The 22,615-nt window shown below is 57.5% G+C and carries 22 protein-coding genes and 1 pseudogene; 13 read left to right on the forward strand and 10 right to left on the reverse strand.

Features of this window, described 5'->3' with window-relative positions:
- Nucleotides 1-103 precede the first annotated feature (103 nt).
- The 4 genes from ABUK73_RS18350 (at nucleotide 104) to ABUK73_RS18365 (ending at nucleotide 4,304) form a co-directional block, all read left to right on the forward strand.
- A complete protein-coding gene (locus ABUK73_RS18350) occupies nucleotides 104-1,363 on the forward strand; it encodes an ABC transporter substrate-binding protein (protein WP_353578612.1) in 1,260 nt (419 codons plus the stop codon).
- Between the two features lie 74 nt (nucleotides 1,364-1,437).
- Nucleotides 1,438-2,376, forward strand: a complete 939-nt coding sequence (locus tag ABUK73_RS18355) for a carbohydrate ABC transporter permease (protein ID WP_353578613.1) — start codon at nucleotides 1,438-1,440, stop codon at nucleotides 2,374-2,376.
- Nucleotides 2,369-3,217, forward strand: coding sequence for a carbohydrate ABC transporter permease (locus ABUK73_RS18360; RefSeq protein WP_353578551.1), 849 nt, complete (start codon nucleotides 2,369-2,371; stop codon nucleotides 3,215-3,217). The genes ABUK73_RS18355 and ABUK73_RS18360 overlap by 8 nt, the downstream gene beginning before the upstream one ends.
- A gap of 13 nt (nucleotides 3,218-3,230) precedes the next feature.
- Nucleotides 3,231-4,304 carry an ABC transporter ATP-binding protein gene (locus ABUK73_RS18365; RefSeq protein WP_353578552.1) on the forward strand — a complete coding sequence of 358 codons (1,074 nt, stop codon included), beginning with the start codon at nucleotides 3,231-3,233 and terminating at the stop codon, nucleotides 4,302-4,304.
- A gap of 73 nt (nucleotides 4,305-4,377) precedes the next feature.
- Here the strand turns inward: ABUK73_RS18365 and ABUK73_RS18370 are convergent, their stop codons facing one another.
- The 3 genes from ABUK73_RS18370 to ABUK73_RS18380 all read right to left on the reverse strand — a co-directional run bounded on the left by ABUK73_RS18370 (nucleotide 4,378) and on the right by ABUK73_RS18380 (nucleotide 6,299).
- Nucleotides 4,378-4,782 carry a host attachment family protein gene (locus tag ABUK73_RS18370; RefSeq protein WP_353578553.1) on the reverse strand — a complete coding sequence of 135 codons (405 nt, stop codon included), beginning with the start codon at nucleotides 4,780-4,782 and terminating at the stop codon, nucleotides 4,378-4,380.
- 129 nt (nucleotides 4,783-4,911) lie between these two features.
- Entirely contained in the window at nucleotides 4,912-5,523 is a 612-nt protein-coding gene (locus tag ABUK73_RS18375) for a J domain-containing protein (protein ID WP_353578554.1), read from the reverse strand.
- Between the two features lie 89 nt (nucleotides 5,524-5,612).
- Entirely contained in the window at nucleotides 5,613-6,299 is a 687-nt protein-coding gene (locus ABUK73_RS18380) for a CHASE3 domain-containing protein (RefSeq protein WP_113089286.1), read from the reverse strand.
- 164 nt (nucleotides 6,300-6,463) lie between these two features.
- On the opposite strand from ABUK73_RS18380, the gene ABUK73_RS18385 reads away from it, so the two are divergent.
- A complete protein-coding gene (locus ABUK73_RS18385; protein WP_353578555.1) occupies nucleotides 6,464-6,973 on the forward strand; it encodes a ribonuclease H family protein in 510 nt (169 codons plus the stop codon).
- 486 nt (nucleotides 6,974-7,459) lie between these two features.
- Here ABUK73_RS18385 and ABUK73_RS18390 read toward each other — a convergent pair whose 3' ends face one another.
- Complete coding sequence (locus ABUK73_RS18390) at nucleotides 7,460-8,068, reverse strand: TetR/AcrR family transcriptional regulator (protein WP_353578556.1); 609 nt, start codon at nucleotides 8,066-8,068, stop codon at nucleotides 7,460-7,462.
- Nucleotides 8,069-8,205: 137 nt separating this feature from the next.
- Here ABUK73_RS18390 and ABUK73_RS18395 point away from each other — a divergent pair, with 137 nt between their 5' ends.
- Nucleotides 8,206-8,472: a hypothetical protein gene (locus tag ABUK73_RS18395; RefSeq protein WP_353578557.1), complete on the forward strand. Its 267-nt coding sequence runs from the start codon at nucleotides 8,206-8,208 to the stop codon at nucleotides 8,470-8,472.
- A gap of 42 nt (nucleotides 8,473-8,514) precedes the next feature.
- A pseudogene (locus ABUK73_RS18400) lies at nucleotides 8,515-8,814 on the forward strand (hypothetical protein); the annotation flags it as partial.
- On the opposite strand, the gene ABUK73_RS18405 reads toward ABUK73_RS18400, so the two are convergent.
- Genes ABUK73_RS18405 through ABUK73_RS18425 form a run of 5 tightly spaced genes read right to left on the reverse strand, consistent with a single transcriptional unit; the run spans nucleotide 8,811 to nucleotide 13,680 of the window.
- Nucleotides 8,811-9,953: a MalY/PatB family protein gene (locus ABUK73_RS18405; protein ID WP_353578558.1), complete on the reverse strand. Its 1,143-nt coding sequence runs from the start codon at nucleotides 9,951-9,953 to the stop codon at nucleotides 8,811-8,813. The pseudogene ABUK73_RS18400 and the gene ABUK73_RS18405 sit on opposite strands and share 4 nt — an antisense overlap.
- Nucleotides 9,954-9,958: 5 nt before the next feature.
- Nucleotides 9,959-10,717, reverse strand: coding sequence for an SDR family oxidoreductase (locus ABUK73_RS18410; protein WP_353578559.1), 759 nt, complete (start codon nucleotides 10,715-10,717; stop codon nucleotides 9,959-9,961).
- On the reverse strand, nucleotides 10,717-11,643 hold the full coding sequence (locus ABUK73_RS18415) for a dihydrodipicolinate synthase family protein (protein WP_353578560.1): 927 nt from the start codon (nucleotides 11,641-11,643) through the stop codon (nucleotides 10,717-10,719). Before ABUK73_RS18415 ends, ABUK73_RS18410 begins: the two co-directional genes overlap by 1 nt.
- A 10-nt stretch (nucleotides 11,644-11,653) precedes the next feature.
- Nucleotides 11,654-13,021, reverse strand: a complete 1,368-nt coding sequence (locus ABUK73_RS18420) for a dihydroorotase (RefSeq protein ID WP_353578561.1) — start codon at nucleotides 13,019-13,021, stop codon at nucleotides 11,654-11,656.
- On the reverse strand, nucleotides 13,018-13,680 hold the full coding sequence (locus ABUK73_RS18425) for an aspartate/glutamate racemase family protein (protein ID WP_353578562.1): 663 nt from the start codon (nucleotides 13,678-13,680) through the stop codon (nucleotides 13,018-13,020). The genes ABUK73_RS18420 and ABUK73_RS18425 overlap by 4 nt, the downstream gene beginning before the upstream one ends.
- Nucleotides 13,681-13,881: 201 nt before the next feature.
- Between ABUK73_RS18425 and ABUK73_RS18430 the strand changes: the two genes are divergently transcribed.
- Nucleotides 13,882-14,574 (forward strand): GntR family transcriptional regulator, encoded by a 693-nt coding sequence (locus ABUK73_RS18430; RefSeq protein WP_353578563.1) that lies wholly within the window; start codon nucleotides 13,882-13,884, stop codon nucleotides 14,572-14,574.
- Nucleotides 14,575-14,615: 41 nt separating this feature from the next.
- Here ABUK73_RS18430 and ABUK73_RS18435 read toward each other — a convergent pair whose 3' ends face one another.
- Complete coding sequence (locus ABUK73_RS18435; protein ID WP_353578564.1) at nucleotides 14,616-16,418, reverse strand: ABC transporter ATP-binding protein; 1,803 nt, start codon at nucleotides 16,416-16,418, stop codon at nucleotides 14,616-14,618.
- 176 nt (nucleotides 16,419-16,594) lie between these two features.
- Between ABUK73_RS18435 and ABUK73_RS18440 the strand changes: the two genes are divergently transcribed.
- The 5 genes from ABUK73_RS18440 (at nucleotide 16,595) to ABUK73_RS18460 (ending at nucleotide 22,602) form a co-directional block, all read left to right on the forward strand.
- Complete coding sequence (locus tag ABUK73_RS18440; protein ID WP_353578565.1) at nucleotides 16,595-17,452, forward strand: sulfurtransferase; 858 nt, start codon at nucleotides 16,595-16,597, stop codon at nucleotides 17,450-17,452.
- Between the two features lie 241 nt (nucleotides 17,453-17,693).
- Nucleotides 17,694-19,259 (forward strand): ABC transporter substrate-binding protein, encoded by a 1,566-nt coding sequence (locus tag ABUK73_RS18445; protein WP_353578566.1) that lies wholly within the window; start codon nucleotides 17,694-17,696, stop codon nucleotides 19,257-19,259.
- Nucleotides 19,260-19,352: 93 nt separating this feature from the next.
- Complete coding sequence (locus ABUK73_RS18450) at nucleotides 19,353-20,363, forward strand: ABC transporter permease (protein ID WP_062452802.1); 1,011 nt, start codon at nucleotides 19,353-19,355, stop codon at nucleotides 20,361-20,363.
- 5 nt (nucleotides 20,364-20,368) lie between these two features.
- The gene (locus ABUK73_RS18455) at nucleotides 20,369-21,208 is read left to right on the forward strand and encodes an ABC transporter permease (protein ID WP_353578567.1); all 840 of its coding nucleotides are present in this window, start codon (nucleotides 20,369-20,371) and stop codon (nucleotides 21,206-21,208) included.
- Nucleotides 21,208-22,602, forward strand: a complete 1,395-nt coding sequence (locus tag ABUK73_RS18460; protein ID WP_353578568.1) for an ABC transporter substrate-binding protein — start codon at nucleotides 21,208-21,210, stop codon at nucleotides 22,600-22,602. Before ABUK73_RS18455 ends, ABUK73_RS18460 begins: the two co-directional genes overlap by 1 nt.
- Nucleotides 22,603-22,615: the final 13 nt, after the last annotated feature.

A 22,615-nucleotide genomic window follows, 5' to 3' on the forward strand; every position in this document is an offset into this window, starting at 1 on the left:
ATATGAATTAATCCGCATAGGGGAATAATTGGTGAGGAACGTCCCCGGGAGGATTACCATCATGACGAATAAGCACGCAGGCGCAAGCCTGAGCGGCAAGTGGATGTCTTTTGCCGCAACCACAGCCATCACATTCATGTTAGGCACCGCAGCGGCATCTGCCGCAACTGTCGTCAAGTGGATGCATGTGGAACTCGATCCGAAGTCCGTGGCCGTCTGGGAGGAGATTGCCAAGGATTTTGAAGCGAAGCATCCTGATGTCGATGTTCAATTGCAGTTCCTGGAAAACGAAGCCTTCAAGGCAAAGCTGCCGACGCTGCTGCAATCCAACGATGTTCCCGACTTCTTCTATAGCTGGGGCGGCGGTGTGCTGGAGGAGCAGTCCAAGACCGGTGCTCTGAAAGACCTGACGGAAGTGTTCGATGCCGATGGCGGCAAAATTCGCAAGGCCTATAATCCGGCATCCATTGAAGGTCTGTCCTTCGATGGCAAAGTCTGGGCCGTTCCGTACCGCGTCAGCCTCGTCAGCTTTTTCTACAACAAAGCGCTTTTCGCCAAGGCAGGCGTGAAGGCGGAAGACATCAAGACCTGGGATGATCTCGGCAACGCTGTCAAAACCATCAAGGCTGCGGGTATCGTGCCGATTGCCGGTGGTGGCGGTGAAAAATGGCCGATCCATTTCTACTGGAGCTATCTCGTCATGCGCAATGGCGGGCAGGCGGTGTTCGATGCAGCTCGCAAGGGCGAGGGCGAAGGCTTCATGGACCCGGCTATCATCAAGGCTGGCGAACAACTGGCGGAATTCGGCAAGCTCGAGCCCTTCCAGCCCGGCTATCTCGGCTCCACATGGCCGCAGGCACTCGGCGTGTTTGGTGATGGCAAGGCCGCTATGATCCTCGGTTTCGACAATACCGAAGCCAACCAGCGCAAGAATGCCGGTGACGGCAAAGGTCTTGCGCCTGAAAATCTCGGTCGCTTCGCTTTTCCAGCCGTTGAAGGCGGCGCGGGCAAGGCAACCGATACGCTCGGTGGTCTGAACGGTTGGGCTGTCACCAAAAATGCATCCAAGGAAGCCATCGAATTCGCGACCTTCCTGACCAATGCCGAGAATGAAAAGAAGATGGCCAAGGCTGGCATGATCCTGCCTGTCGCCGTTGGTGCCAGTGAGGCTGTGACCAATCCGCTGATGGCTGGTTCTGCAAAGCAGCTTTCCGAGTCCACCTGGCATCAGAACTTCTTCGACCAGACGCTCGGTGCAGCCGTTGGCCGTGTCGTCAATGACGTCTCCGTCGAAATCGTCTCGGGTCAGATGACATCCGAAGAGGGTGCCCAGCAGATTCAGGATGCCTTCGAGCTTCGCTGATCCCGCCTGAACGACAGGACGCCGCCACTTGAATGCGGCGTCCTTCGCCCCGCGTGAAACCGAAAGCGGACATGATGACGAATATTTCCATCAATGCAGCACCCGCATTGGCCAAACCCTTGACGAAGCTGAAGCGCAAACAAAGCTCGGTCGCCCACGACCGCGCCTTGACGCTGCTCATCTTCCTGCCGCCCGCCCTTCTTCTCTTTACCCTCTTCGTCATCCTGCCGATGGGCGAAGCGGCCTGGTACAGTCTCTATCGCTGGAACGGTTATGGCGCGCCCACCGATTTCATCGGGCTGAAGAACTTTCAGGTGCTGTTCGGCAATGCTGCCTTCTCGCAGGCGCTGATCAACAACGCACTGATTATCGTGATTTCGATCTGCATCCAAATTCCGTTGGCCATTTGGCTGGCAACGATGCTGGCGCATAAGATCCCCGGCGTCGTCGCCTTCCGCCTCGTCTTCTTCCTGCCCTATGTCCTAGCTGATGTCGCCGCAGGCCTGATCTGGCGCTTTGTCTATGATGGCGACTACGGCCTCTTCGCCGCCATCTCCAACTTCTTCGGCTTCGCCAACCCTTATGTGTTGGCCGACAAGGACGTGGCGATCTATGCGGTGCTGGCCGTTATCGTCTGGAAGTATTTCGGGTTCCATATGATGCTGTTCATCGCCGGCCTGCAATCGGTCGACAAGAACGTGCTGGAAGCGGCGGAAATCGATGGCGCGACCGGCTGGCAGAAGTTCCGCTATGTCACGCTGCCCATGCTCGGCTCCACCGTGCGTCTTTCCATCTTCTTTGCCGTGATCGGCTCGCTTCAGCTCTTCGACATGATCATGCCGCTCACCGGTGGCGGTCCGTCCAACTCCACGCAAACCATGGTGACCTTCCTTTATACCTACGGCGTCATGCGCATGCAGGTGGGTCTCGGCAGTGCGGTCGGGGTGGTGCTGTTCATCATTTGCGTCACGCTCGCCTTTGGTTACAAAAGGATTTTCATGCGCCATGACTGATACATCCACATCCATCCGCGTGGGCACGCAAACGAAGCTCTATCTCTATGTATCGCTCGGCCTTATCGCCGCCATCGTGCTGGTCCCGCTTTTGACGACGGCGCTGGGCGGCTTCAAGACGCTGGGGGATCTGCGCGTGAACCCCTTCGGCCTGCCGGCAGAATGGCAATGGTCCAATTACGGCGATATTCTTTTCGGTAAGCGCTATTGGCTGCAAATCTTCAACTCGCTGGTCATTGCCGTTCTTACAGTGTTCCTCACACTCGTTGTCTCGGCCATGGCGGCCTTCACCTTCGCGCATGTGAAATTCTTCGGCTCCAATTTCCTGCTGAATTACTTTCTGCTGGGGCTGATGTTCCCAGCCGCCACGGCTATTTTGCCTCTCTTCATCCGCATTCGCGATCTTGGCCTGCTGGATACCTATTGGGGTGTCGTGCTGCCGCAGGTGGCCTTTGGGCTGGGCATGAGCATCCTGCTGTTTCGCAACTATTTCAGAAACCTGCCGGATGAACTGTTTCAGGCGGCCTTCGTGGATGGCTGCGGTTACCTGAAATTCTTCTGGTACATTTCCATGCCGCTCTCGCGCCCCATCATTGCAACGGTTGGCATCGTCTCCTTCGTGGGAAGCTGGAACAGCTATATCCTGCCGCTCATCATGCTCAATTCGGAATCGAAATACCCATGGCCGCTCGGCATTATGGTCTATCGCGGCGAATTCGGCACGGAATGGCAGCTGGTTCTGGCCTTCATCACTATGACGATCCTGCCCACCATCATCGTCTTTTTCCTAGCACAGAAACACATCATTGCGGGTCTGACGGCTGGCGCCGTCAAGTCCTGATCAGGAGCAGAACATGGCATCCGTCGAACTCAAAGATATCCGCAAGTCCTATGGCTCGCTCGGTGTCATTCATGGCATTTCGCTTGACATTGCCGATGGCGAATTCATCGCGCTCGTCGGCCCCTCCGGCTGCGGAAAGTCCACGCTGCTGCGCATGATTGCGGGTCTGGAAGAAATCACCGATGGCGACATCATGATTGGCGGCAACGTCGTCAACGAGATGACCCCGCGGGAACGCAACATCGCCATGGTGTTTCAGTCCTATGCGCTCTACCCGCATATGACTGTCGCCGAAAACATGGGCTTCAACCTCAAGATCGCGGGTCAGCCGAAAGCCGTGATCGATGAGCGCGTAGCCGAGGCCGCCCGCATGCTGGATCTCGCCAGCCTTCTCGAGCGCAAACCATCGCAACTCTCCGGCGGTCAGCGCCAGCGCGTCGCCATGGGCCGCGCCGTGGTCCGCAATCCCGCCGTCTTCCTGTTCGATGAGCCGCTGTCCAATCTCGATGCCAAGCTACGAGTGCAGATGCGCAGCGAAATCAAGACCCTGCATCAGAAAGTCGGCACGACGTCCATCTACGTCACCCATGACCAGATCGAAGCCATGACGCTGGCCGACCGTGTGGTCGTTCTCAACCAAGGCCGCATCGAACAGCAGGGTACACCGCTGGAACTCTACAAGACACCCGCCAACCTCTTCGTCGCTGCCTTCATCGGCTCCCCCGCCATGAACCTCATCGAATGCATCGTCGATGGAGAAGAGGGCGCACCTGCCGCCCGTCTGGATGACGGCACGGCCATCCGCATTTCACCAGACCGCAAGGTCAAGCGCGGCCAGTCCGTCACCATCGGCCTGCGCCCCGAACATTTCGCTATGGGCGGCAGTGGTGATGTGGCGGTATCCGGGCAGACGCTTCTGGTTGAGCCAACGGGTGCGCAGACGCATGTGATCTTTGATCTTGCGGGACATCACGTCACGGCTGTCGTGGATGGTGAGCAACTGGTTCGGACGAACACGCCGTTTGCGGCAAACATCAGCCGAGACCGCGTCCATGTCTTTGACAGAGCTTCTGGACTGGCGCTTTAAAAATTAGGAAAATATTCTGGAGTTAGAAAACAAAAATGGAGCGGTTAAACCGCTCCATTTCAGCATAATCTCTTTAGGCGGCAGCGAGTGCTTTTTCGATGTCTTGAATCGAATGGCCGGTCAAATCCTTGTCGAGTTCGCCCAAAAGGACGTCCGATAGGGACTTGTGGTAACCTTTGCGCATCTCACCGAGCGTACGCGGAGCAGCTACGACGATCAGCCCTTTGATATTACCGCCCAGAACCTTCTTGTTCAGCATATCGGCAATACCGGCGCTGAAACCATCTTCATCCTGCTGACTGTCATCTGGGTTTGCAGAGCTGCTGGCGTGACGCGCGCCGGATGGAATTTTGGAACTGTCCACGTCCGCATCCGGAAGCGCCGTCAGCTTCACATTCTGCGCATCGCCCTCATTCCGGAACAGGCTCAGCTTCTCGCCATCGGCCACAGCGACAACAGTGTGTTGTGGAATATCCATAATCTTCTCCCAATCTTGCATTCAAAGCATGGTCATATCTGACCCTTGGCTTGCTTGAATAACCAGTCACGAGAGAATCCGTTCCTTAAGGATGTGCGCACAGCAATGCTATCGCCTCACCAAACCTGCTCAGCAAAAGCCATTGAGCTTGAGAATTTTATAAGCCTCGATGGATGCGCGTAGCTCATCTTCAGAGTTGCGGTTGCCCTGATTAACATCGGGATGGTGCATTTTCAGCCGGTTCTTGTACCGGCTTCTGATTTCTTCAGGCGTAGCATCGTGCGACAGGCCGAGCGTTTCGAAGGCTTTGGCTTCCAAGACCTTCAGCTTGCGCTTTCGCAGTTCGGCTTTCTGTGCCTCGCGCTGCGCAGCGGTTTTGCGGGCGTTGAGCACCTTGGCAGAACCGGAGCGCTCGGTGGAGGGAAGGGGCATTTCGCTCGACTGGTTGATCCTGCTGCCAATCGTCTTGCGGCTGCCGATAGCAGCTTCCTTCTGAAGGCGCGCGACGTCGGCGTTGGATGGCGCCGTCGTAAAGCTGTAACCCTTGTTGTACTCTCTCACATGCTCAAGACAGAACAACAGATACAGGCCTTCCGCATTCGGGCCGACAGGGGCACGGTGCGTGCCAATCTTCTCGCAGCCATCCCAGTGGCATTTTGGGCCTGCGGCTTGGCCGGTGGACACCGCATTTTTCTTGCGGGTGGACTTGAGCCCAACGAATATTTTCGAATCAACTGTCATGGTGCCTATATGGACCGAGTGTGCCATCACGGCAAGAATGCAGGCATAGAACTTCGAGCGTCATAATCAACCCCAGCGATAGGGAATAATCATTCTGATCGGCGTGTCCGTGTCAGATACATTTCAACACCGGCTCTGGTCAGAAATGAGGCCAGCCCGATAGCGATTGCGACAATCCGTATCCGGAACTCATCGGTCTCGACCTCGGCCTGCCGCACCTCCAGGAGATTACGCTCATTGACGGTGATATCCCCGATGACATCACGGATGCGATCCATTGTCGCGACTGCCATATATGTGCTCTCCTGCGCACGCGCAGCATCGGCACCATCTGTATCATGCAGCGTGATGGAGCGGCTCAACTCACCCAGCTTCTCGTCGATAAGCACGCCCAGCTGCCGAACCCGGGCCACCTGGCTATCATTATCGGAAACCCTGTTCAGCAGATTGACCCGCAGCGTCTGAAGGCGGCCCAACGCCTTCTCATAAGGTGCGAGATATTGCCTGTCGCTGCTGACCAGATAACCCCGCTGCCCCGTTTCCGCATCATCCAGAGCGATGAGAACATCCTTCGTCGTATCGATGGCCTCATAGGTGTGCACGACCATGTCCTGATGGTCGCTGAGAAGCGTATGCGTCCACGTCGTCGCAAAAACCCCGGCAGCGATGACGATACCCACGGGTATGGAGCGCAACAGGGTCGGCACCGTCAGATAGTTCTGACGCAAGGACTCCCAAGACCATTCGCTCATCTGGCTCATCGCAGGTGCCGCCATTTCCGTTCGTCATATCCGCACCCGGATGAACCCCGGATAAAACCAGCATCGCACGGAGTGCAGGGTGCTGCCAATCGAGAAAAACGGCTGTGCTTATGGACGGCGAAGCAATCCTGTGCTGGGTAATCCCGTTCCTTTTGTGCGAATAAGAAATGCAGTTACCGATGACAGACGATAAAAACTTGCTTGCGCAACCCGGCCAATCAGAATCCGGCAATATCGACATTTTCGCCGATGGCTCCTGCGACGCAGCAAAAGAAAAAGGCGGCTGGGCCTTCGTCGCTCTCCACAATGGCCAGACGCTCGCCACCCAATCCGGCAGCTTCGCGGCCAAGACAAACAACACCCTGGAACTGATAGCCGCGCTGAAAGCCGCAGAATGGGCAACCACCCACGCACCTTCGCTCAAGGTAACAATCTGGTCGGATTCAACGCACGTCGTAGAAGGCTGCAACCACTGGCGCCCAATCTGGAAAAACAACGGCTGGAAGCGATACAACCCCAACCCGAAAGCCCGAAACCGCACCATCCCAGACGCCGGCCTGTGGAAAATGCTGGATGCCAGGCTTGCAGAAAACCCGCTTTTGACGGTGGCTTGGTGCAAGGGTCATCAGGGCGTTTTGGGGAATGAGCGGGCGGATGAGTTGGCGGGGGCGGCTTCTGCGCGAGGGTGACGGTGGCCGGTGATTTCGGCCCACCGCCTCAGTCCGCGCAATCAAAAAGCGATCGGAACACAAAAACTCAAACTATAGCTGACGCGCGGGCGTCAGAGACGTCGAAGGCTCAAATCGGAAAAGTCCGTAAGAAAAAATTCCATTATTTCAATTTTTTACGATCTATCGAAATTGCCCATCTCGACGTTGCTGCGACCGATGGCACGGGGATAGAGTGGAAGAGGCCGGAAGAGCGATTGGTAGCTCAAGGGCTTCCCAACCAAAGCCAATGAAGCAGCATGCAGACGACGCTCTCGGAACCATTCGCCGTCTATCGGACAGCTAGGAAGACGGCGCGGTGATCCGTGATAGCAAGGCCAGCGTTTACTGGATGGAGAGAAGCTTCATTACGTGAATTTCGAAGGCTCCGGCTTCCTGATGCGCGGCGCGTTCTACGCGCCATGCGCTCTCGATATTACTTCCTTCGTGACCGTGCTACAGCCGAATTCAGGACGCGTCTACACCGAGACCGAACGAGACCATCGCCGCTTCACACGCACGCGTAAACCGCATCGACGGGCCTTCCTTGCCGACGGCAAGTTTGCTGACGCGCGCGCCCTCCAAAAGCATTGATAGCGTATCAGCCAAAAGTTCCGGATCGCTGACACCTGTCGAACGACAAAGATCGACGAGCCGGGAATGCTGTTCCATCTTCAACGTTTCTATTATCGCATGCGCCGGGTGTCCTTGCTCTTTCAGCTCCACGGCGGCATTGGCCAAATCACATCCATAAGGCTCGTTGGAAAGACATTGCGCGCGTGCTTTTACCCAAGCCGCAAGCTGAGCCTTGGGATTACCCGGGTTCTCTGTTTCGAGATCTGCCCAGACTTTTTCGAGCGCTTGAGAACTGTGCTTTAGCGCTTCACAGACGAGATCGTCTTTGGAGCCGAAATGTCGATACAACGTCATCTTGTTGGTCGAGGCGGCCTCTGCGATGGCATCAACACCTATCCCGCGAATCCCATGTTCGCGAAACAGTTGACAGGCCGTCGATACGATCCGGTCACGAGGTGCAATCTTCTGTTCGGGAGCATGATCAGATTTCTCGGGTTTCATTTTTATCCTGAAGCGGTGTTGACATGGGTGTGACCGGTCGGTAACTATTCGAATGTTACTTACTGGTAACACCCCACCTTAGGCCTGTCAAGCAATCGGCCGCTGCAGGAGGGGGGACTGGTCGAAAGGAGACTGCGATGAACCACACGACAAACGAGATGACGCTTGCTGAAATCTTTGGCGATCCGCTGATCCTCGCAGTCATGCGAGCCGATGGCGTCACTTTGAACGAATTCAAAGAGTTGATGTATTCGGCAGCTACGTCTTTGAAGACACGAGATGGCACAGCACTTGTTGGCAAGCTCAGAACAACCGCCCCTACAGCTTCGTCCAAACGGACACTCGTAACTACCATGCAGCCTTTGTTCGGGCGTTCATTTGAGGCGTGCACTGCTAGTATGTAACTTTGGATATCGCGAGCGCGCGAAGATGGATGATGGTGAGTGGACGCGCAAGTTCCGATCAATATGTCGGCGTTTGGCACCAAGCTCGAAAATGCCGCCTGGCGCACCAAGCCCAGCTGGGCCGTTAGTGCCAGTGAAGACAAGGCCTTCGATCAGGCTATGTTGATCCACATGGCTGAGCGCATCGGCGCCAAAATCACCAAGGTGTCGGTAAACCACGCTTTGTTCATCACGCAGCCCCCGGTTATCGCCGATACCATTGATCAGGCCGCCAAGGCCACATCGGCGAAAAATCGACCATATTCGCTACTGGGCCGTCGTAAGTTGGCATCAATCCTTTAAGAATTCGATGCTCGCGCCATCCTGTTGAGAGCCTCTTCAAGAAGCGCGCGGGGGCAGCCGAAGTTGACTCGCAGGTAGTCGGAAAACTCTGCACCGAATTCGGAGCCAGCACTGAAGCCGACTTTGCCGTGTTTTAGGAAAAAGCTTTGTGGATCGGTCGGGAGGTTGAGCGCCGAGCAGTCGAGCCAAGCCAAAAAAGTCGCTTCAGGCTCTATCATCCGTATGCGTGGAAAGCGTGTGGCGATCTCTTGCGAGAGGAAATCGCGGTTGGATTGGATATAGGCCAACATTTCCGTTTTCCAGACATCCGCATGGCTATAGGCTGCCAAGGTGGCCTCTAGGCCGAGTATGTTGACGCTGTCGACCATGCCCAAGCGATACTGCACGTATTTTTCGCGCATCTCTCTGTTTTGAACAATGGCAAAGGCAGTCTTCAAGCCAGCGATATTATAGGTCTTTGCCGCTGACATCAGCGTGATCGTCCGGCTTGCGGCATCAGATGACAGAGAAGCGATGGGGACATGCTTTCTGCCGTCAAACAGCAGATCGCAATGAATTTCGTCGGAGATGATCAGCGTGTCATTGCTTTCGCAAAGCCTGGCAATTGCTTCTGCTTCGTCACGCGTGAAGGCTTTGCCAGTGGGGTTCTGCGGATTGCAAAACAAGAAGGCTTTAGACTGCTTAAGCTTGGCGGAAAAATCGTCCAGATCGATCTTGTAGCCACCATCGGTGGCGACCAACGGCGCGTCAATGCGCTTCATGTCCCAATGGCCGGGGGCATTGAGGATCGGGCGATACACCGGTGTTTGCACCAGCACACGATCGCCCGGCGAAAGCATGGCCTTCAGCGCCATGTTGAAGCCGGGCTCGACGCCCGGCAGGAAGACGATGTCTTCAGGCGTGATCGTCCAGTCATATTTGGTTTGCAGATCGGCTACGATGCAGGCGCGCAACTCGTCACGCGCAACACCGTAACCGAGACACGGATGTTCCAGACGGGATTTAATGGCATCGACAATTTCAGGGGCAGATGGAAAATCCATGTCAGCCACCCACATGGGCAGGATATCCGGTCCGTATTTGCTCCATTTGGAGCTTCCGGTGCCGCGACGCTCAACAACCTTGTCGAAATCAACCATTCTGATCAGAACCCCTTGATCATGCCGCCGTCCACCCGGATGGCCGAACCCGTTACATAGCTTGCCTGCGCGCTTGCAAGGAAGACCGCAACTGCAGCAAACTCTTCCGGCTTGCCGTAACGTCCCGCCGGGATTTCGGCACGAGAGGCTTCCTGCACGGCTTCAACCGTCTTGGCTGTCTTCTCTGCCTTGCCCGCGTCGAGTTCACGCACGCGGTCGGTATCGATCCGGCCGGGCAGGATCATGTTGACGGTGATGCCGTGACGGGCAACCTCGCCAGCCAATGTTTTCGACCAGCCGGATACCGCCGCTCGAATGCCGTTGGAAAGGGCCAGATTGGGAATGGGCTGCACGACGCCGGAGGAGCCGATGGTGATGATGCGGCCCCATTTGCGGGCGACCATGCCTTCCAGCATGGCGTCGGTCACGGTGAAGATGGAGGTTGCCATGCTGTCGAAGGCGCTGGCCCAGCTTTCTTTGGATTGGCCAGCAGCCGGTCCGGCCTTGGGGCCACCCGAATTGTTGACGAGAATATCGACACCACCCGCTGCCGTGACGGTCGCGATCATCGCAGCGACGGATGTCTCGTCCGAGAGATCGACTGTGAGTGGCGTGATGTTGTCGGTCTTTTCCATCGTACCCACATTGCGGGCGGCGGCGAAGACCTTGACGCCTTCAGCGGCCAACCCCTTGGCGATGGCTGCGCCTAAGCCACGGCTTGCGCCAAGAACGAGGGCGGTTTTGCCGGAAATCAGAAAATCCATTATTTCAATGCCTCGAGTTTGCGGGTCTGGCGCTCGATCAGTCGTTCGACCTCAGTGATGGCCTGTGCGTTGAGAGATGCGCCCGGACGACGCTGGGCAGCGCTGGAGATCGCGCCACGCCTGGCCAGGACGTATTTGCGGATGGCGAGGCCCAGGCCCGGCTGCTGCTCGTAGCGCATCAGCGGCAGATAGGCGTCGAACAGGTCCTGTGCAGCGTCGTAACGCCCCTCATTGCTCAGGCGGCAGACCTCCACCATCATTTCTGGATAGGCAAAACCGGTCATTGCGCCATCGGCTCCACGCTGCATTTCTTCCGGCAGGAATACACCGGCATTGCCGCAGAGGATCGAAGTCCGGCGGCGACCCTTGGTTTCGGCATTACGCAGATCGGTGATCTTTTGCAGTCCCGGCCAATCCTCATGCTTGAGCATGACGATGCTAGGATGCGCTTCGAAGATGGTGCCGAGCGTTTTCGAGGAAATCTGCACGCCTGTGACAAGCGGGAAATCCTGCAGGACGACCGGAACGTCGGTGCCTACAGTCTCGACGACATTGCGGTAATAGCCGATAATCTGCTCATCGGTTCTCAGGCTGGATGGCGGTGCGACCATGACGCCAGCGGCACCTAAGTCCATAACGGCTTTCGTCAATTCACCGATCGCGGCCAGACCCGGTGCCGACACACCGACGACCACGGGCTTGTCGCCCGAACGCGCAAGCGTCTGGCGGGTGATGGCGATGGATTCGGCCTGTGTCAGCTTCGGCGCTTCGCCCATCATGCCAAGGATCGTCAAACCGTCAGCGCCCTTGTTGTAGTAGAAATCCACCATGCTATCGACGCTGGCCACATCGATTGCGCCATCATCGGTAAAGGGTGTGCAGGCGATGACGAAAACGCCTGACGTCTGGTTGTTGATCAATGGCATCTCGTTCTCCTTAGTTCTCAAACCAGCTGGATGTGCCGCGAGAGACGTATTGTCCGTCACCGGCTGCGTTGACGATGTCGGCGCCATCCCAGGCCAGCTTGCCGCCGACATAGGTGCGCACCACGCGAACCGAAAACTCGCGCCCATCGAAGGGGCTCCAGCACAGCTCATCATGGGCTTTTGATGAGTCCCAAATCTGCGGTTCAGCTTTTAGGATCGCGATGTCGGCATCGGCTCCGACGCGAAGCGCGCCTTTTTCGGGCCAGAGGCCGAAGAACTTGGCGGGCCGTTCGCAGAGTTGCTCGACCGTCATTATTGCAGCATCGTAACCGCGCATTTCTGCGCCGGTGTAGAAAGCCGGAAGCAGGGTTTCGAGACCCGGCACACCAGCGCCCGCCTCGAAAATGGACGGCGTGAATTTGTTGTCGACCGGCCAGCTGGAATGGTCGGAGCTGACGAAAGCGACACGGCCGTCCGCCACGTCTTCCCAAAGCGCCTCGATCTGGCCGGGGCGGATGGGTGGGTTGACCTTCATTTTTGCGCCAAGCTCTGGCCCGTCGATGTCCGGGTCTAGCCATAGATAGTGCACGCAGAGTTCGCCGGTGGCACGGAAGCCGTCCAGCAGGTAGTTTTCCACGATGTCGAAGCCGCGCGTCGTCGTCAGGTGGACGATATGCGCATGGGCGCCTGCGGCTGCACCCAGTTCCAGAAACTGTGCTGTTGCGGCCATTTCCGCCGCTGGTGGCCTGCTTTCGGAATGTGCCTCGATGCCATCGCGACCGGTGGCCTTGGCGGCGGCGATGTGAGCGCGCACGATTTCCTGATCTTCATTGTGCACGCCAAGCGGAATGTCGGTATCGGCAAGGGCTGAGAAGATTTCCAGCGTCTGGTTGGAGGAGATGCGGGGAAAGCGCGTGGGGCTGCTTTCGAAGGTCGAAATCTTGAAGGCCACCACGCCCGCGGCAATCAGCCCCTCGATTTCTTCGGTGGACTGTTCGGGCGTCACGGTGGCGTAAAGTGCGACGTTGGAATGCGCATGCTTGTTGATTGCGTCGATTTTGGCATTCAGCCTTGCGACGGAATTCAGCGGATCGGGATTGTCATAGGGCATATCCACGATGGTGGTGATGCCACCAGCCACCGCCGAGCGCGTGGTCGATGCGATGCCGGGCAGTCCACCATAGCTGCAAGCATGGGTCTGGCCGTCGATGACGCCGGGAATAATCAGGTCTTCGCCAGCGTCGAACCGCTCGGCTGCGTCTGGAATATCATCGCAGCCGATGGCGGCGATCTTTCCCCCTTTGATGGCAATCCAGCCATTCTCTAGTGGCCGGTCCGGCAGAACCACGGTGCCGGTTATCACGATATCATAACTCATGATGCATGCCTTCCATATTGCAGGTCCAATGTTGTACATGCCAGCGCCACGCCGGCTTGAACCGGATCGATGACGGGAAGCCCGAGGGTTTCTTCGAGCGCGCGGCGGTATCCGCCAAGACCCGCACAGCCGAGGATGATGACATCGGCACCATCCTCATCCCGCAGCACCTTCGCCGTGCGTGAGACGATTTCCACGACGTCTCCCGCCATCAATTCCACCACCGTCTTGTCGATAGAGCGGTCTCCAGCAAGGCGACCGTCGAAGCCGAGATGTTTCAGATAGCGCAGGTGCCGGTCGATAGAGGATTGGCCGAGCGAGATGATGCCGAAGCGCTCGCCGAGGCCAAGCGCTGCCAAATAGGCGGCCTCGGCAATGCCGACCACGGGTCGTGTCGTCGCTTTTCTGACTGTGGTAATGCCGGGGTCCGAGAAGCAGGCGAGCACGAAGGCATCGGCTGAGGCCTCGTTTACAGCTTCGATAATGTTGGGAATGACCTGACCGACATGGGCGTCTGTCTCGATACCCGGTGGGGATTTGGCAAGTTCCGTACACCGGATGCTGTGGCGTGTGGCATCGCGGACGAGACCGATGCAGGCCTCCATGGAGCGCGTTACAGAGACGGAACTGTTGGGATTGATGACCAAAATTTCTGACAAGACGATACCTGCGGCGTGAACGGATGCGAGGATTGTATCTGTTAAATATATTACGTAGTATATCAGTGCGTCGTCGGTTGTCAAAGTTCTGTTGGTGATAAGGCCATGGCGCAATCGGTGCATAGCAATGCCCGGATGAGTGACCTATGTTGGCGCTGCGGGCACGAATGCATGGCGTAGACGCAAAACTGGAGATTGGCTTTGAACAAAGCGGATGAGTTGGGGGAGAAGCGCGGCAAGTCTCTGACCGAGAAGGCTTACGCGATTTTGCGGGAGCGCATCATCACCGGAGAGCTGGCGCCGGGCATGGATGTGTCCGAGCCGGAGCTTGCCGAGCAGCTCTCCGTCAGCAAAACGCCGGTGCGCGAAGCACTGGCACGGCTTTGCGTTGAGGGTTTCATGGAAGCCTATCCGCGCCGGGGTTACCGCGTCACGCCTGTCACCGTGAAGGATATGAACGACCTCTTCGCCATTCGTGGCATGCTGGAAGGAACGGCGGCGGCGCTGGCGGCCAAGAACCTTTCCAATGAAGATCTCGATGCGCTCGATCAGCTGGCGGATGTCAGCTACGTGATTGGCGAGGAGATCAGCACGAAGACTTTCGTGGATTCCAATCAGGAGTTCCATTCCGCCATTGCTCGGGGGTCTCGCAATCCTCGCCTTTATTCGCTGGTGATGAGCCATCTTGAGGAGTGTGCGCGACTTTTCTACATGGGCGCGCGCGTTCGCGACATCAATCCGGAAACCAATGTCGATCATCATCGCATCGTGGCGGCTCTGCGCAAACGGGATTCCGATCTGGCGCGAGAGGTTATCGTGGAGCACAATGAGAATACCCGCAGCGGCATCCTCGGCGCGCTGATTGCGACCGGGCAGGGCGGCTTGACGCTCTAAGTCACCGTTCTCATGCAAATCTCGGCGCATGCGCTGACCTCTCAGGCAACCTTGACCAGATGGCCGGGCGCTGGCTCCGCATAGCGTGCCGCCACCGGCACGTAATCCACCGGACGCACCGCGCTGCCGATCTCCCCGCCCTCTGCCACTTTCCGCAAATGGCGCCTTGCGGGATCGGCAATCGGAACGGCGCTGAGTAGCCTCTTTGTATAGGCATGCTGCGGATTTCCGAATATCTGCGCACGGGTGCCGATCTCGACGATCTCACCCAGATACATGACTGCGACCCGGTGGCTGACGCGCTCCACCACGGCCATGTCGTGGCTGATGAAGAGGTAGGCGATTTTCAGCTGCTCCTGCAGTTCCATCATCAGGTTGACGACCTGCGCCTTGATCGAGACATCGAGCGCGGAGACGGCTTCATCGGCGACGATGAGGCCGGGATTGAGCGTCAGTGCGCGCGCGATGCTGATGCGCTGGCGCTGGCCACCCGAGAATTCATGTGGAAAGCGCTTTGCCATATCCGCCTGCAAGCCCACGCGCACCAGCAGATCCGTGGCCCTGTCGCGGGCGTCCTTGGTCGATGCCAAACCATGCGACACCAGCGGCTCCATGATGGCCTCACCCACACGCATGCGCGGATTGAGGCTGGAGAAGGGATCCTGAAAGATCATCTGCATATGCTGGCGTTGTTTTGAAAGTGCGGCGGGCTCGAGAGCCCTGACATCCTGTCCATTGATGAGGATGGAGCCACTGACCGGCTCGATCAGACGCAGCACAGACCGCCCGGTGGTAGACTTGCCGCAGCCGGATTCGCCGACGAGCGCCAGTGTTTCACCCTCATGCAGATCAAACGAGATATTCTCGACGGCATGAACGCGCCCGCTGACACGCCCGAAGACACCGGATTTGATATCGAACCGGGTGATCAGGTTGCGCACTTCAAGAATTGGGGGCTTGTCTGAGGGTATCGTTCCCGCGATCTCGCGCTCGGCTGACGAAACGCCGGTATCCGTATCTGTCAGCGGAAATGTGGCCGGATAGTCGTGTCCTTCCATCGAACCCAGCCTTGGCACAGCAGAGAGCAGAGCCTTGGTATAGACGTTGGCGGGTTGGGCGAAAATCTGTTCAGTCCTGCCGGTTTCGAGTGCGCGAGAGCGAAACATAACCACGGTCCGGTCAGCAATCTCGGCCACAACACCCATGTCATGAGTAATGAACAGGACGGCCATATTCTCCTCATCCTGCAAGGATTTGATCAGTTGCAGGATTTCTGCCTGAACGGTGACGTCGAGCGCCGTTGTCGGCTCGTCGGCGATCAACAGTTTTGGACGACAGGCAAGCGCCATGGCAATCATGATGCGCTGAAGCATGCCGCCGGAAAGCTGATGCGGATATTCGTCGAAACGGCTGGATGCGGCGGGTATGCGCACCCGCTCGAGGAGCCGCACCGTCTCCGCCCGCGCCTCGGCCTTGGAGTTGCCGCGATGCCGGATGATCGATTCGGCAATCTGGCGGCCTACCGACAGAACCGGATTGAGCGATGTCATCGGCTCCTGGAAAATCATGGCGATGTCATCGCCGCGAATGTCCTGCATCTGTCGCTCGGGCAGCGACAGCAGGTCGGTGTCCCCAAGCCTGACGGTGCCGGTCACACGCGATGTTCGCTCCGGCAACAACCGCATGATCGACATGGCCGTGACGCTTTTGCCGGAACCGGATTCGCCGACAATCGCCACCGTTTCTCCGGCATCGATGCTGAAACTCACATCGTTGACCACGGAGTTCCAGATGCCGTTGCGGCGAAATGCGGTTGTCAGATTTTCGACCGAAAGAACTGTCAAATTTCGATACTCCGGCTCTTGAGAACCACATTGCAGCCTGCAGACAGGTGAATGTCAATAAAAATATCTCGTAGAATATTACGTGAGATATTTATTGCTTGTCATCATTTCCGAGATGGATGATTTTACCATGATAAGAGGAACACCTCTTCCCGCCCGTATATCCGGAGATGACCATGACTGACACGACGCGCATCTCGGTTCTTTTGACGCCAACTCAGTTGCAAGACATGTTATCCGCCGGAGCGGATGTCACGGTCATCGCCGTGCATTCCATCAATCCCTATACGGGCCAGAACTCATTCAAGGGACAGCGGATCAAAGGCGCGATAGATACGCAAGCCTATACCGATTTTCAGTCACCTGCCAGCGTCGAGGGTGGGCAGAGACCCCTGCCAGACATCGCAGAGCTTCAGGCCAAGGCACGCAGCTGGGGTTTGCGGCCTGACACGACGGTCGTCATCTACGATGCTGACCGTAGCATGACGGCGGCGCGTGCGTGGTGGGTCTTGCGGTGGGCAGGCCTGCCGGATGTGCGGGTGCTGGATGGTGGTTTTCCAGCGTGGATTGCGGCGGATATGCCGGTGACCGAGGAGATTGCGAAGCCGGTGCCGAGCGACATCGTTCTGTCGCCGGGACATATGGCCGAGCTTGGGGCTGACGATGCGCTGACGCTGGCGACCGATGGCGTTCTTCTCGATGCGCGCATCCGGCCCAACTATATCGGCGGGAAAGTCGCGCCCGGCCAGCCGCCACGCGGGCATATTCCCCATGCCTTGAGCGTCCCAGCGCCTGACAATGTCACCGACTACGGAAATTTCACCGATGGAGAGACATTGCGCGAAATGTATCGGGTGCTGGGTGCTGATGGCAAGAAGCCTGTCGGGGTCTATTGCGGGGCGGGCATGTCGGCTGCACACACGGTTCTGGCGCTTGCCTCAATCGGTATCGAAGCGGCCATGTATCCCGGGTCTTGGTCTGCCTGGGTCAGCGATCCAACACGTCCTGTCGTCACCGGTGCCGATCCGATCTGAGCAGATCTGACGCTCAGATTTTGCTCAAATACCGCTGGCGACAATATAATATTTCCTCTTTTGCACAATGAATAAGCAATATTAGCCATTTGTTCAAATTGCTTGCAGATCACCTTTACAGTCTAAAAAGCGATGATATATTTCGTGGAATATCACAGGCGCGAGCCGCGATTAAACTGATAGCATGAAGCCGAGCTGAGGCTGCACAATGCCTCGATCAGACCGCGAAAGGGTCGTGCCCATGAAACTCTTTAAAGGACTAGCCGCCGCAGCCTTTGTGGCTGTTCCGCTGTTTGCAGGCGCGGCCAACGCGCAGAGCGATGACCAGTTGAAGACGCTCGTCATTGCCGTTCCATCCGATCCAGTCAGTCTGGAGCCCGGTACCAACAAGGCCGAGCCTATTGGCAGCGAGATCATTCTCAATGTCTTCGATACGCTGGTTGCCTGGACCGCGCCGGACTTCAAGGAACTGGAAGGCCGGTTGGCGTCCAGCTGGACTGTGTCTGCCGACGGCAAGGAGTTCGACTTCAAGATCCGCGAAGGCGTCAAGTTTCAGGACGGCACGCCCTTTGATGCGGCTGCAGTGAAATTCTCGCTGGAGCGCACTAAGGCCACCAATTCCTATGTCAAGGCAACCTTCGGTCTGATCAAGGACATCGCGGTTGTCTCGCCCACGGAAGTCAAGATCAGCCTGACAGAACCATATCCGGCTTTCCTCTCCATTCTGGCGCAGCCACAGTCGGCCATCGTCAGTCCTGCTGCCGTCGAGAAGTTCGGTGACAAATTTGCTGCCAATCCGGTTGGCACCGGCCCCTTCGCCTTCAAGAGCGCGCAGGCCGATACCAATGTGGTTCTGGAAGCCAACCCGGATTATTTCCGTGGCACGCCGAAGCTTTCGCGCATCATCTACCGCGTCATCCCGGAAGCCTCGACACGTCGTCTCGAGCTTGAAAGCGGTGGCGTGGATGTCGTGCAGCAGCAGGGCCAGCTTTCCGCCATTGCGGCTGAAGATATCGCGGCACTCAAGTCCAATGCCGATGTGAAGATTCTCGAGACGCCCAGCCAGATCATTCGCCAACTGGAATTCAACAACAGCAAGAAAGACGGTCCGTTTGCGGATATTCGTGTGCGTCAGGCCGTGGCCCATGCCATCGATTATGATGGCCTGCTGAAAGGTGTCTTCGGCGGAACTGCTGAGCGCGTCTATGGTCCATTGACCACCAACAGCTGGGCTTTCGATCCAAAGATCAAGGATCTGGCCCCGAACTATGATCCTGAAACATCGAAGAAGCTGCTTGCGGACGCCAAAGTCGATCCCTCCACGATCCAGCTGAAGCTCTACAGCTTCCAGGGTCCGCTCTGGGCAGCCGTTGCCACCTATGTGCAGGCCAATCTGGCCGATATCGGCATCAATGCCACCATCGAACAGACCGAGTTCCCGGCCTACCGCGCCCTTCAGACCGCTGGCCAGTTCGATGCAGCACTTGACGGTCGCCAGCCCTGGTACAACGATCCGGATGCGCATATCACCATCGGTTATCTGTCGTCGCTTGCCAACTCGGCCATGACGTTCCGTATGCCGGAAGACAAGGCGCTGGACGATCTGATCCTCAAGGCGCAACAGACTGTGGATGTACCGGCCCGTACGGCGCTGTATCATCAGGTGCAGGAAGAAATCGTCAAGCGCGTTCCCGGCGTTTATCTCTTCAGCCCCAAGCTGATCGTCTTCCAGCGCGCCAATGTCGAAGGCCTCGTTGTCAACAGCGCACCGCCGCTCAACGAATATTGGGGCGTTTCCAAGAAGTAAGTCTTTGCGGGCGCGCATCCAGCGCGCCCGCCGATCCGATCTGCAGCGGGAAACCGGTGCAGATCATTCTTCGATGATGTGAGTAGGCAGGGAATGGCCAGTTTTATTCTACGCCGGTTGATCGCCTTGATACCCGTCATGTGTATCGTGCTGGTCATCGTGTTTTCGCTGGTGCGGTTCATTCCCGGCGATCCGGCAGTGACCTTGCTCGGCCCCGGCGCGACGCAGGAGCAAATCGATGCGCTGCGGGCGCAGCTGGATCTGGATCAGGCGTTTCCGGTCCAGTTCTTCAACTATGTTACCGGCCTGTTGCAGGGTGATTTCGGCGTATCCTTGAAAACCGGCCAGCCGGTAGCACATGAAATTCTCACCCGCCTGCCAGCCACAATCGAGCTTTCGGTTCTGGCCGTCATCGTCGCCATCATCATCGGCATCCCCATCGGCGTTTTATCCGCCACGCGCCCGAACTCGACATTCGACCACATCACCCGTGTCGTTTCGCTGGTGGGCGTTTCGATGCCTGCCTTTCTTCTTGCGCTTATCCTGCAATTGGTGTTCGCCACCTATCTCGGCTGGCTACCGGTCTCTGGCCGCATGAGTTCCTTCATCATCGCCGAACCGGTGACGGGATTTGCCATTCTGGATGGTATCATCACCGGCAACTGGGCCGCGGCATGGAGCGCACTGCAACACCTCATCCTGCCCACCGCCGTGCTGGCTGCCTTTCTTGGGGCGACGCTTGGTCGCTTCGTGCGCAACACCATGCTGGAGGTGATGGGCGAGGATTTCATTCGCACGGCCAAAGCCAAGGGCTTGCGCCGGGCCGATGTCATTCTGGGCCACGGATTGCGCAATTCCCTGCTGCCAGCCATCACCGTCGTCGGTCTGAAGTTTGCGGAAATGCTGGGTGGCGCGATCCTGACTGAAACGATTTTCGCATGGCCGGGTATCGGACGATATATGTTCGAGGCGATCAAGAACCGCGATTATCCCGTCATTCAGGGCACAACTTTGGTGTTTGCGCTGCTGTTCGTCTTCACCTCCATCGTGGTCGATGTTCTCTACGGCGTTCTGGACCCGCGTGTCCGCAAGAAGATGAAGTGAGCCGGATGTCAGAGTTTTTCAACTTCCTGCGCAAAAACACGCTGGCTCTGGCGGGCAGTATCATCCTGCTGTTGCTGGTCTGCGTCATCGTGTTCGGCCCGATGATTTCGCCCTATTCGCCAACCAAGCTGGATGTGCTGCACAAGCTTGCCGCACCGAGTTTTGAGCATTGGCTGGGCACGGATGCCTTCGGACGCGATATCTTCACGCGGATCATGTATGGCGGTCGCGCCACGTTGGCGATTGGCGTGGGCGTCGTGGCCATCGCCTTCGTCGTCGGCGTAACCATTGGCATGCTGGCGGGTTTTCTCGGGGGCTGGTTCGATAGCGTCTTTATGCGCATCGTGGATGCCATTCTGGCGTTTCCGGCGCTCGTGCTGGCCATTGCACTGGCGGCTGCCTTCGGCCCGAGCCTTGAAAATGCGATGCTGGCCGTTGCCATCACGCTTGCCCCGCAATTTGCCCGCGTCGCCCGCAGCCAGGCGCTCAGCATTTCCGTCAAGCCCTATGTCGAGGCCGCAATCTCACTTGGGCTACCGACACCGCGCATTCTCTTCCGCTATGTTTTTGTCAACGGGCTGGGGCCGCTGCTGGTGCAATCCACGCTGGCGCTGGGCAGTGCCATTCTGCAAACCGCAAGCCTCGGTTTTCTGGGGCTTGGCGCGCAGCCGCCCATGGCGGAGTGGGGTGCCGATGTGTCTGCCAACCTGCAATTTGTCCGTAGTGCTGCATGGGTGGCGCTCGCCCCCGGCATGGCGATCCTGCTCGCGGTACTCTCCTTCAACCTGATCGGCGATTCCCTTGCCGACTGGTTCAATCCGCGCCGCCGCAACGAGCTCGACTGATGCCAGCCATGTCCACCTTGACCATAGCCCTCGAAAAAGTCGATTTCCTGCCGCCAACGCGGGTAACTGATGACACCAGCGTTCTGACGCTGAAAAATCTGGTGTTCGAACCTCTGCTGAAATGGAATGACGGGCAGGTTCTGCCCGCGTTGTTTTCCCTTTGGACGCACAGCCCGGACGGCCGCGAATGGCGCTTTGTTATCCGCAAAGATGCTGTTTTCCATGACGGCAAGCCCTGTGTCGCTTCCGATATTACCGACTTCATCGACGGCATTCTGGAGGCCGTGGATACGTTTGGCATGAAGTGGTCCTATGCGCGTTATCTCGCGGATGCCGAAATCATGGCGGATGGTGACGGAGCAATTGTGGTGCGCAATCCGCACCCCATTGCCGATATTCTCGATATCTTCTCGGAGTTTTACATTTGCCGCTTCGCGCCTGACGGCACACCCGTTTTGGGCACAGGGCCGTTCCGCGTTCTGACTTTCGAACCCAAGGTCCGTGCCGAGCTGAAGCGGGTCTCCGGTAGCACGGAGCCGAAGCGCATCATCGCGCTTTGCGAGCCTTCCGCCGACCAACGTTATGCGATGCTGAAATCAGGCGATGTCGCTGCCGCGCTCAATCTAGAGCGCGTCGAGGGCAAGCTGGAGTTCGATGATGCCTTTCAATGGGGCAGGGCCGTCAACACGCTGTCGGTCATGTACTACCTCAATTGCAGCGAAGGCATCTTCCGTTCACCGCAGGCACGGCTTGCCGCCAATCACGCGGTGAAGACGGCGGCCATATGCCACGAGATATTCGGCGATTTGGCCGTGCCGTCTTCCAGTATCGTCAGCCCTTTTCATCTAGGCATGAAGACCGCCGGGCTTTCACCCATCGCTTACGATCCTGACCGCGCACGTGCCTTGCTGGCCGAGGTGGATGGAGATCGCAGAATCACGCTGCGGACGCCCACCTTCATGCCGGAGCGTGCGCCGGAGATCAGCCGGTTCGTGGCCGAGGCACTTGAGGCTGTTGGCTTCGAGGTGGAGATCGAGATTGAAACCGACCGGCCGGAATATGCCCGCCAGATTGGCGCTAAGAAGATGGGTGATCTGGCGATCTTCGATTCCTCGCCGCACAGCACGTTCCGCATTCTCAATGACAAGATATCGAGCGTCACGAAAGCCGTGTGGTGGCAGGGTTACGACGATCCTGAAGCGGAACGGCTGATCGCAGCGGCCAATGCGGCAGTAGAGCCCGATGCGCGTGAGCGTGCTTATGCCGCCTGCCTGACCTATCTAAACGCCAACCCACCCTGGCTTTATCTGGTGCATCCGGTCGATGTTTTCGCAGCGCGCAAGGAAATCGCCGGGCTTTCGATAGACCACAAAGGCACGCTGACGATCGCCTGAACACGAGGATACA

The sequence above is a fragment of the Agrobacterium vacciniicorymbosi genome, from assembly GCF_040427045.1.
In the GTDB taxonomy this organism is placed as follows: Bacteria; Pseudomonadota; Alphaproteobacteria; order Rhizobiales; family Rhizobiaceae; genus Agrobacterium.

Excerpts from the sequence above, each read along its gene's own strand:
- ABUK73_RS18390 (WP_353578556.1), bottom strand. The coding sequence starts at position 8,068 with ATGAAACCCGAGAAATCTGATCATGCTCCCGAACAGAAGATTGCACCT.
- ABUK73_RS18395 (WP_353578557.1), top strand. The coding sequence starts at position 8,206 with ATGAACCACACGACAAACGAGATGACGCTTGCTGAAATCTTTGGCGAT.
- ABUK73_RS18405 (WP_353578558.1), bottom strand. The coding sequence starts at position 9,953 with ATGGTTGATTTCGACAAGGTTGTTGAGCGTCGCGGCACCGGAAGCTCC.
- ABUK73_RS18440 (WP_353578565.1), top strand. The coding sequence starts at position 16,595 with ATGACTGACACGACGCGCATCTCGGTTCTTTTGACGCCAACTCAGTTG.
- ABUK73_RS18370 (WP_353578553.1), bottom strand. The coding sequence starts at position 4,782 with ATGGATATTCCACAACACACTGTTGTCGCTGTGGCCGATGGCGAGAAG.
- ABUK73_RS18360 (WP_353578551.1), top strand. The coding sequence starts at position 2,369 with ATGACTGATACATCCACATCCATCCGCGTGGGCACGCAAACGAAGCTC.
- ABUK73_RS18350 (WP_353578612.1), top strand. The coding sequence starts at position 104 with ATGTCTTTTGCCGCAACCACAGCCATCACATTCATGTTAGGCACCGCA.
- ABUK73_RS18450 (WP_062452802.1), top strand. The coding sequence starts at position 19,353 with ATGGCCAGTTTTATTCTACGCCGGTTGATCGCCTTGATACCCGTCATG.
- ABUK73_RS18455 (WP_353578567.1), top strand. The coding sequence starts at position 20,369 with ATGTCAGAGTTTTTCAACTTCCTGCGCAAAAACACGCTGGCTCTGGCG.
- ABUK73_RS18460 (WP_353578568.1), top strand. The coding sequence starts at position 21,208 with ATGCCAGCCATGTCCACCTTGACCATAGCCCTCGAAAAAGTCGATTTC.
- ABUK73_RS18375 (WP_353578554.1), bottom strand. The coding sequence starts at position 5,523 with ATGACAGTTGATTCGAAAATATTCGTTGGGCTCAAGTCCACCCGCAAG.
- ABUK73_RS18385 (WP_353578555.1), top strand. The coding sequence starts at position 6,464 with ATGACAGACGATAAAAACTTGCTTGCGCAACCCGGCCAATCAGAATCC.
- ABUK73_RS18410 (WP_353578559.1), bottom strand. The coding sequence starts at position 10,717 with ATGGATTTTCTGATTTCCGGCAAAACCGCCCTCGTTCTTGGCGCAAGC.
- ABUK73_RS18365 (WP_353578552.1), top strand. The coding sequence starts at position 3,231 with ATGGCATCCGTCGAACTCAAAGATATCCGCAAGTCCTATGGCTCGCTC.
- ABUK73_RS18355 (WP_353578613.1), top strand. The coding sequence starts at position 1,438 with ATGACGAATATTTCCATCAATGCAGCACCCGCATTGGCCAAACCCTTG.
- ABUK73_RS18420 (WP_353578561.1), bottom strand. The coding sequence starts at position 13,021 with ATGAGTTATGATATCGTGATAACCGGCACCGTGGTTCTGCCGGACCGG.
- ABUK73_RS18415 (WP_353578560.1), bottom strand. The coding sequence starts at position 11,643 with ATGCCATTGATCAACAACCAGACGTCAGGCGTTTTCGTCATCGCCTGC.
- ABUK73_RS18380 (WP_113089286.1), bottom strand. The coding sequence starts at position 6,299 with ATGGCGGCACCTGCGATGAGCCAGATGAGCGAATGGTCTTGGGAGTCC.
- ABUK73_RS18445 (WP_353578566.1), top strand. The coding sequence starts at position 17,694 with ATGAAACTCTTTAAAGGACTAGCCGCCGCAGCCTTTGTGGCTGTTCCG.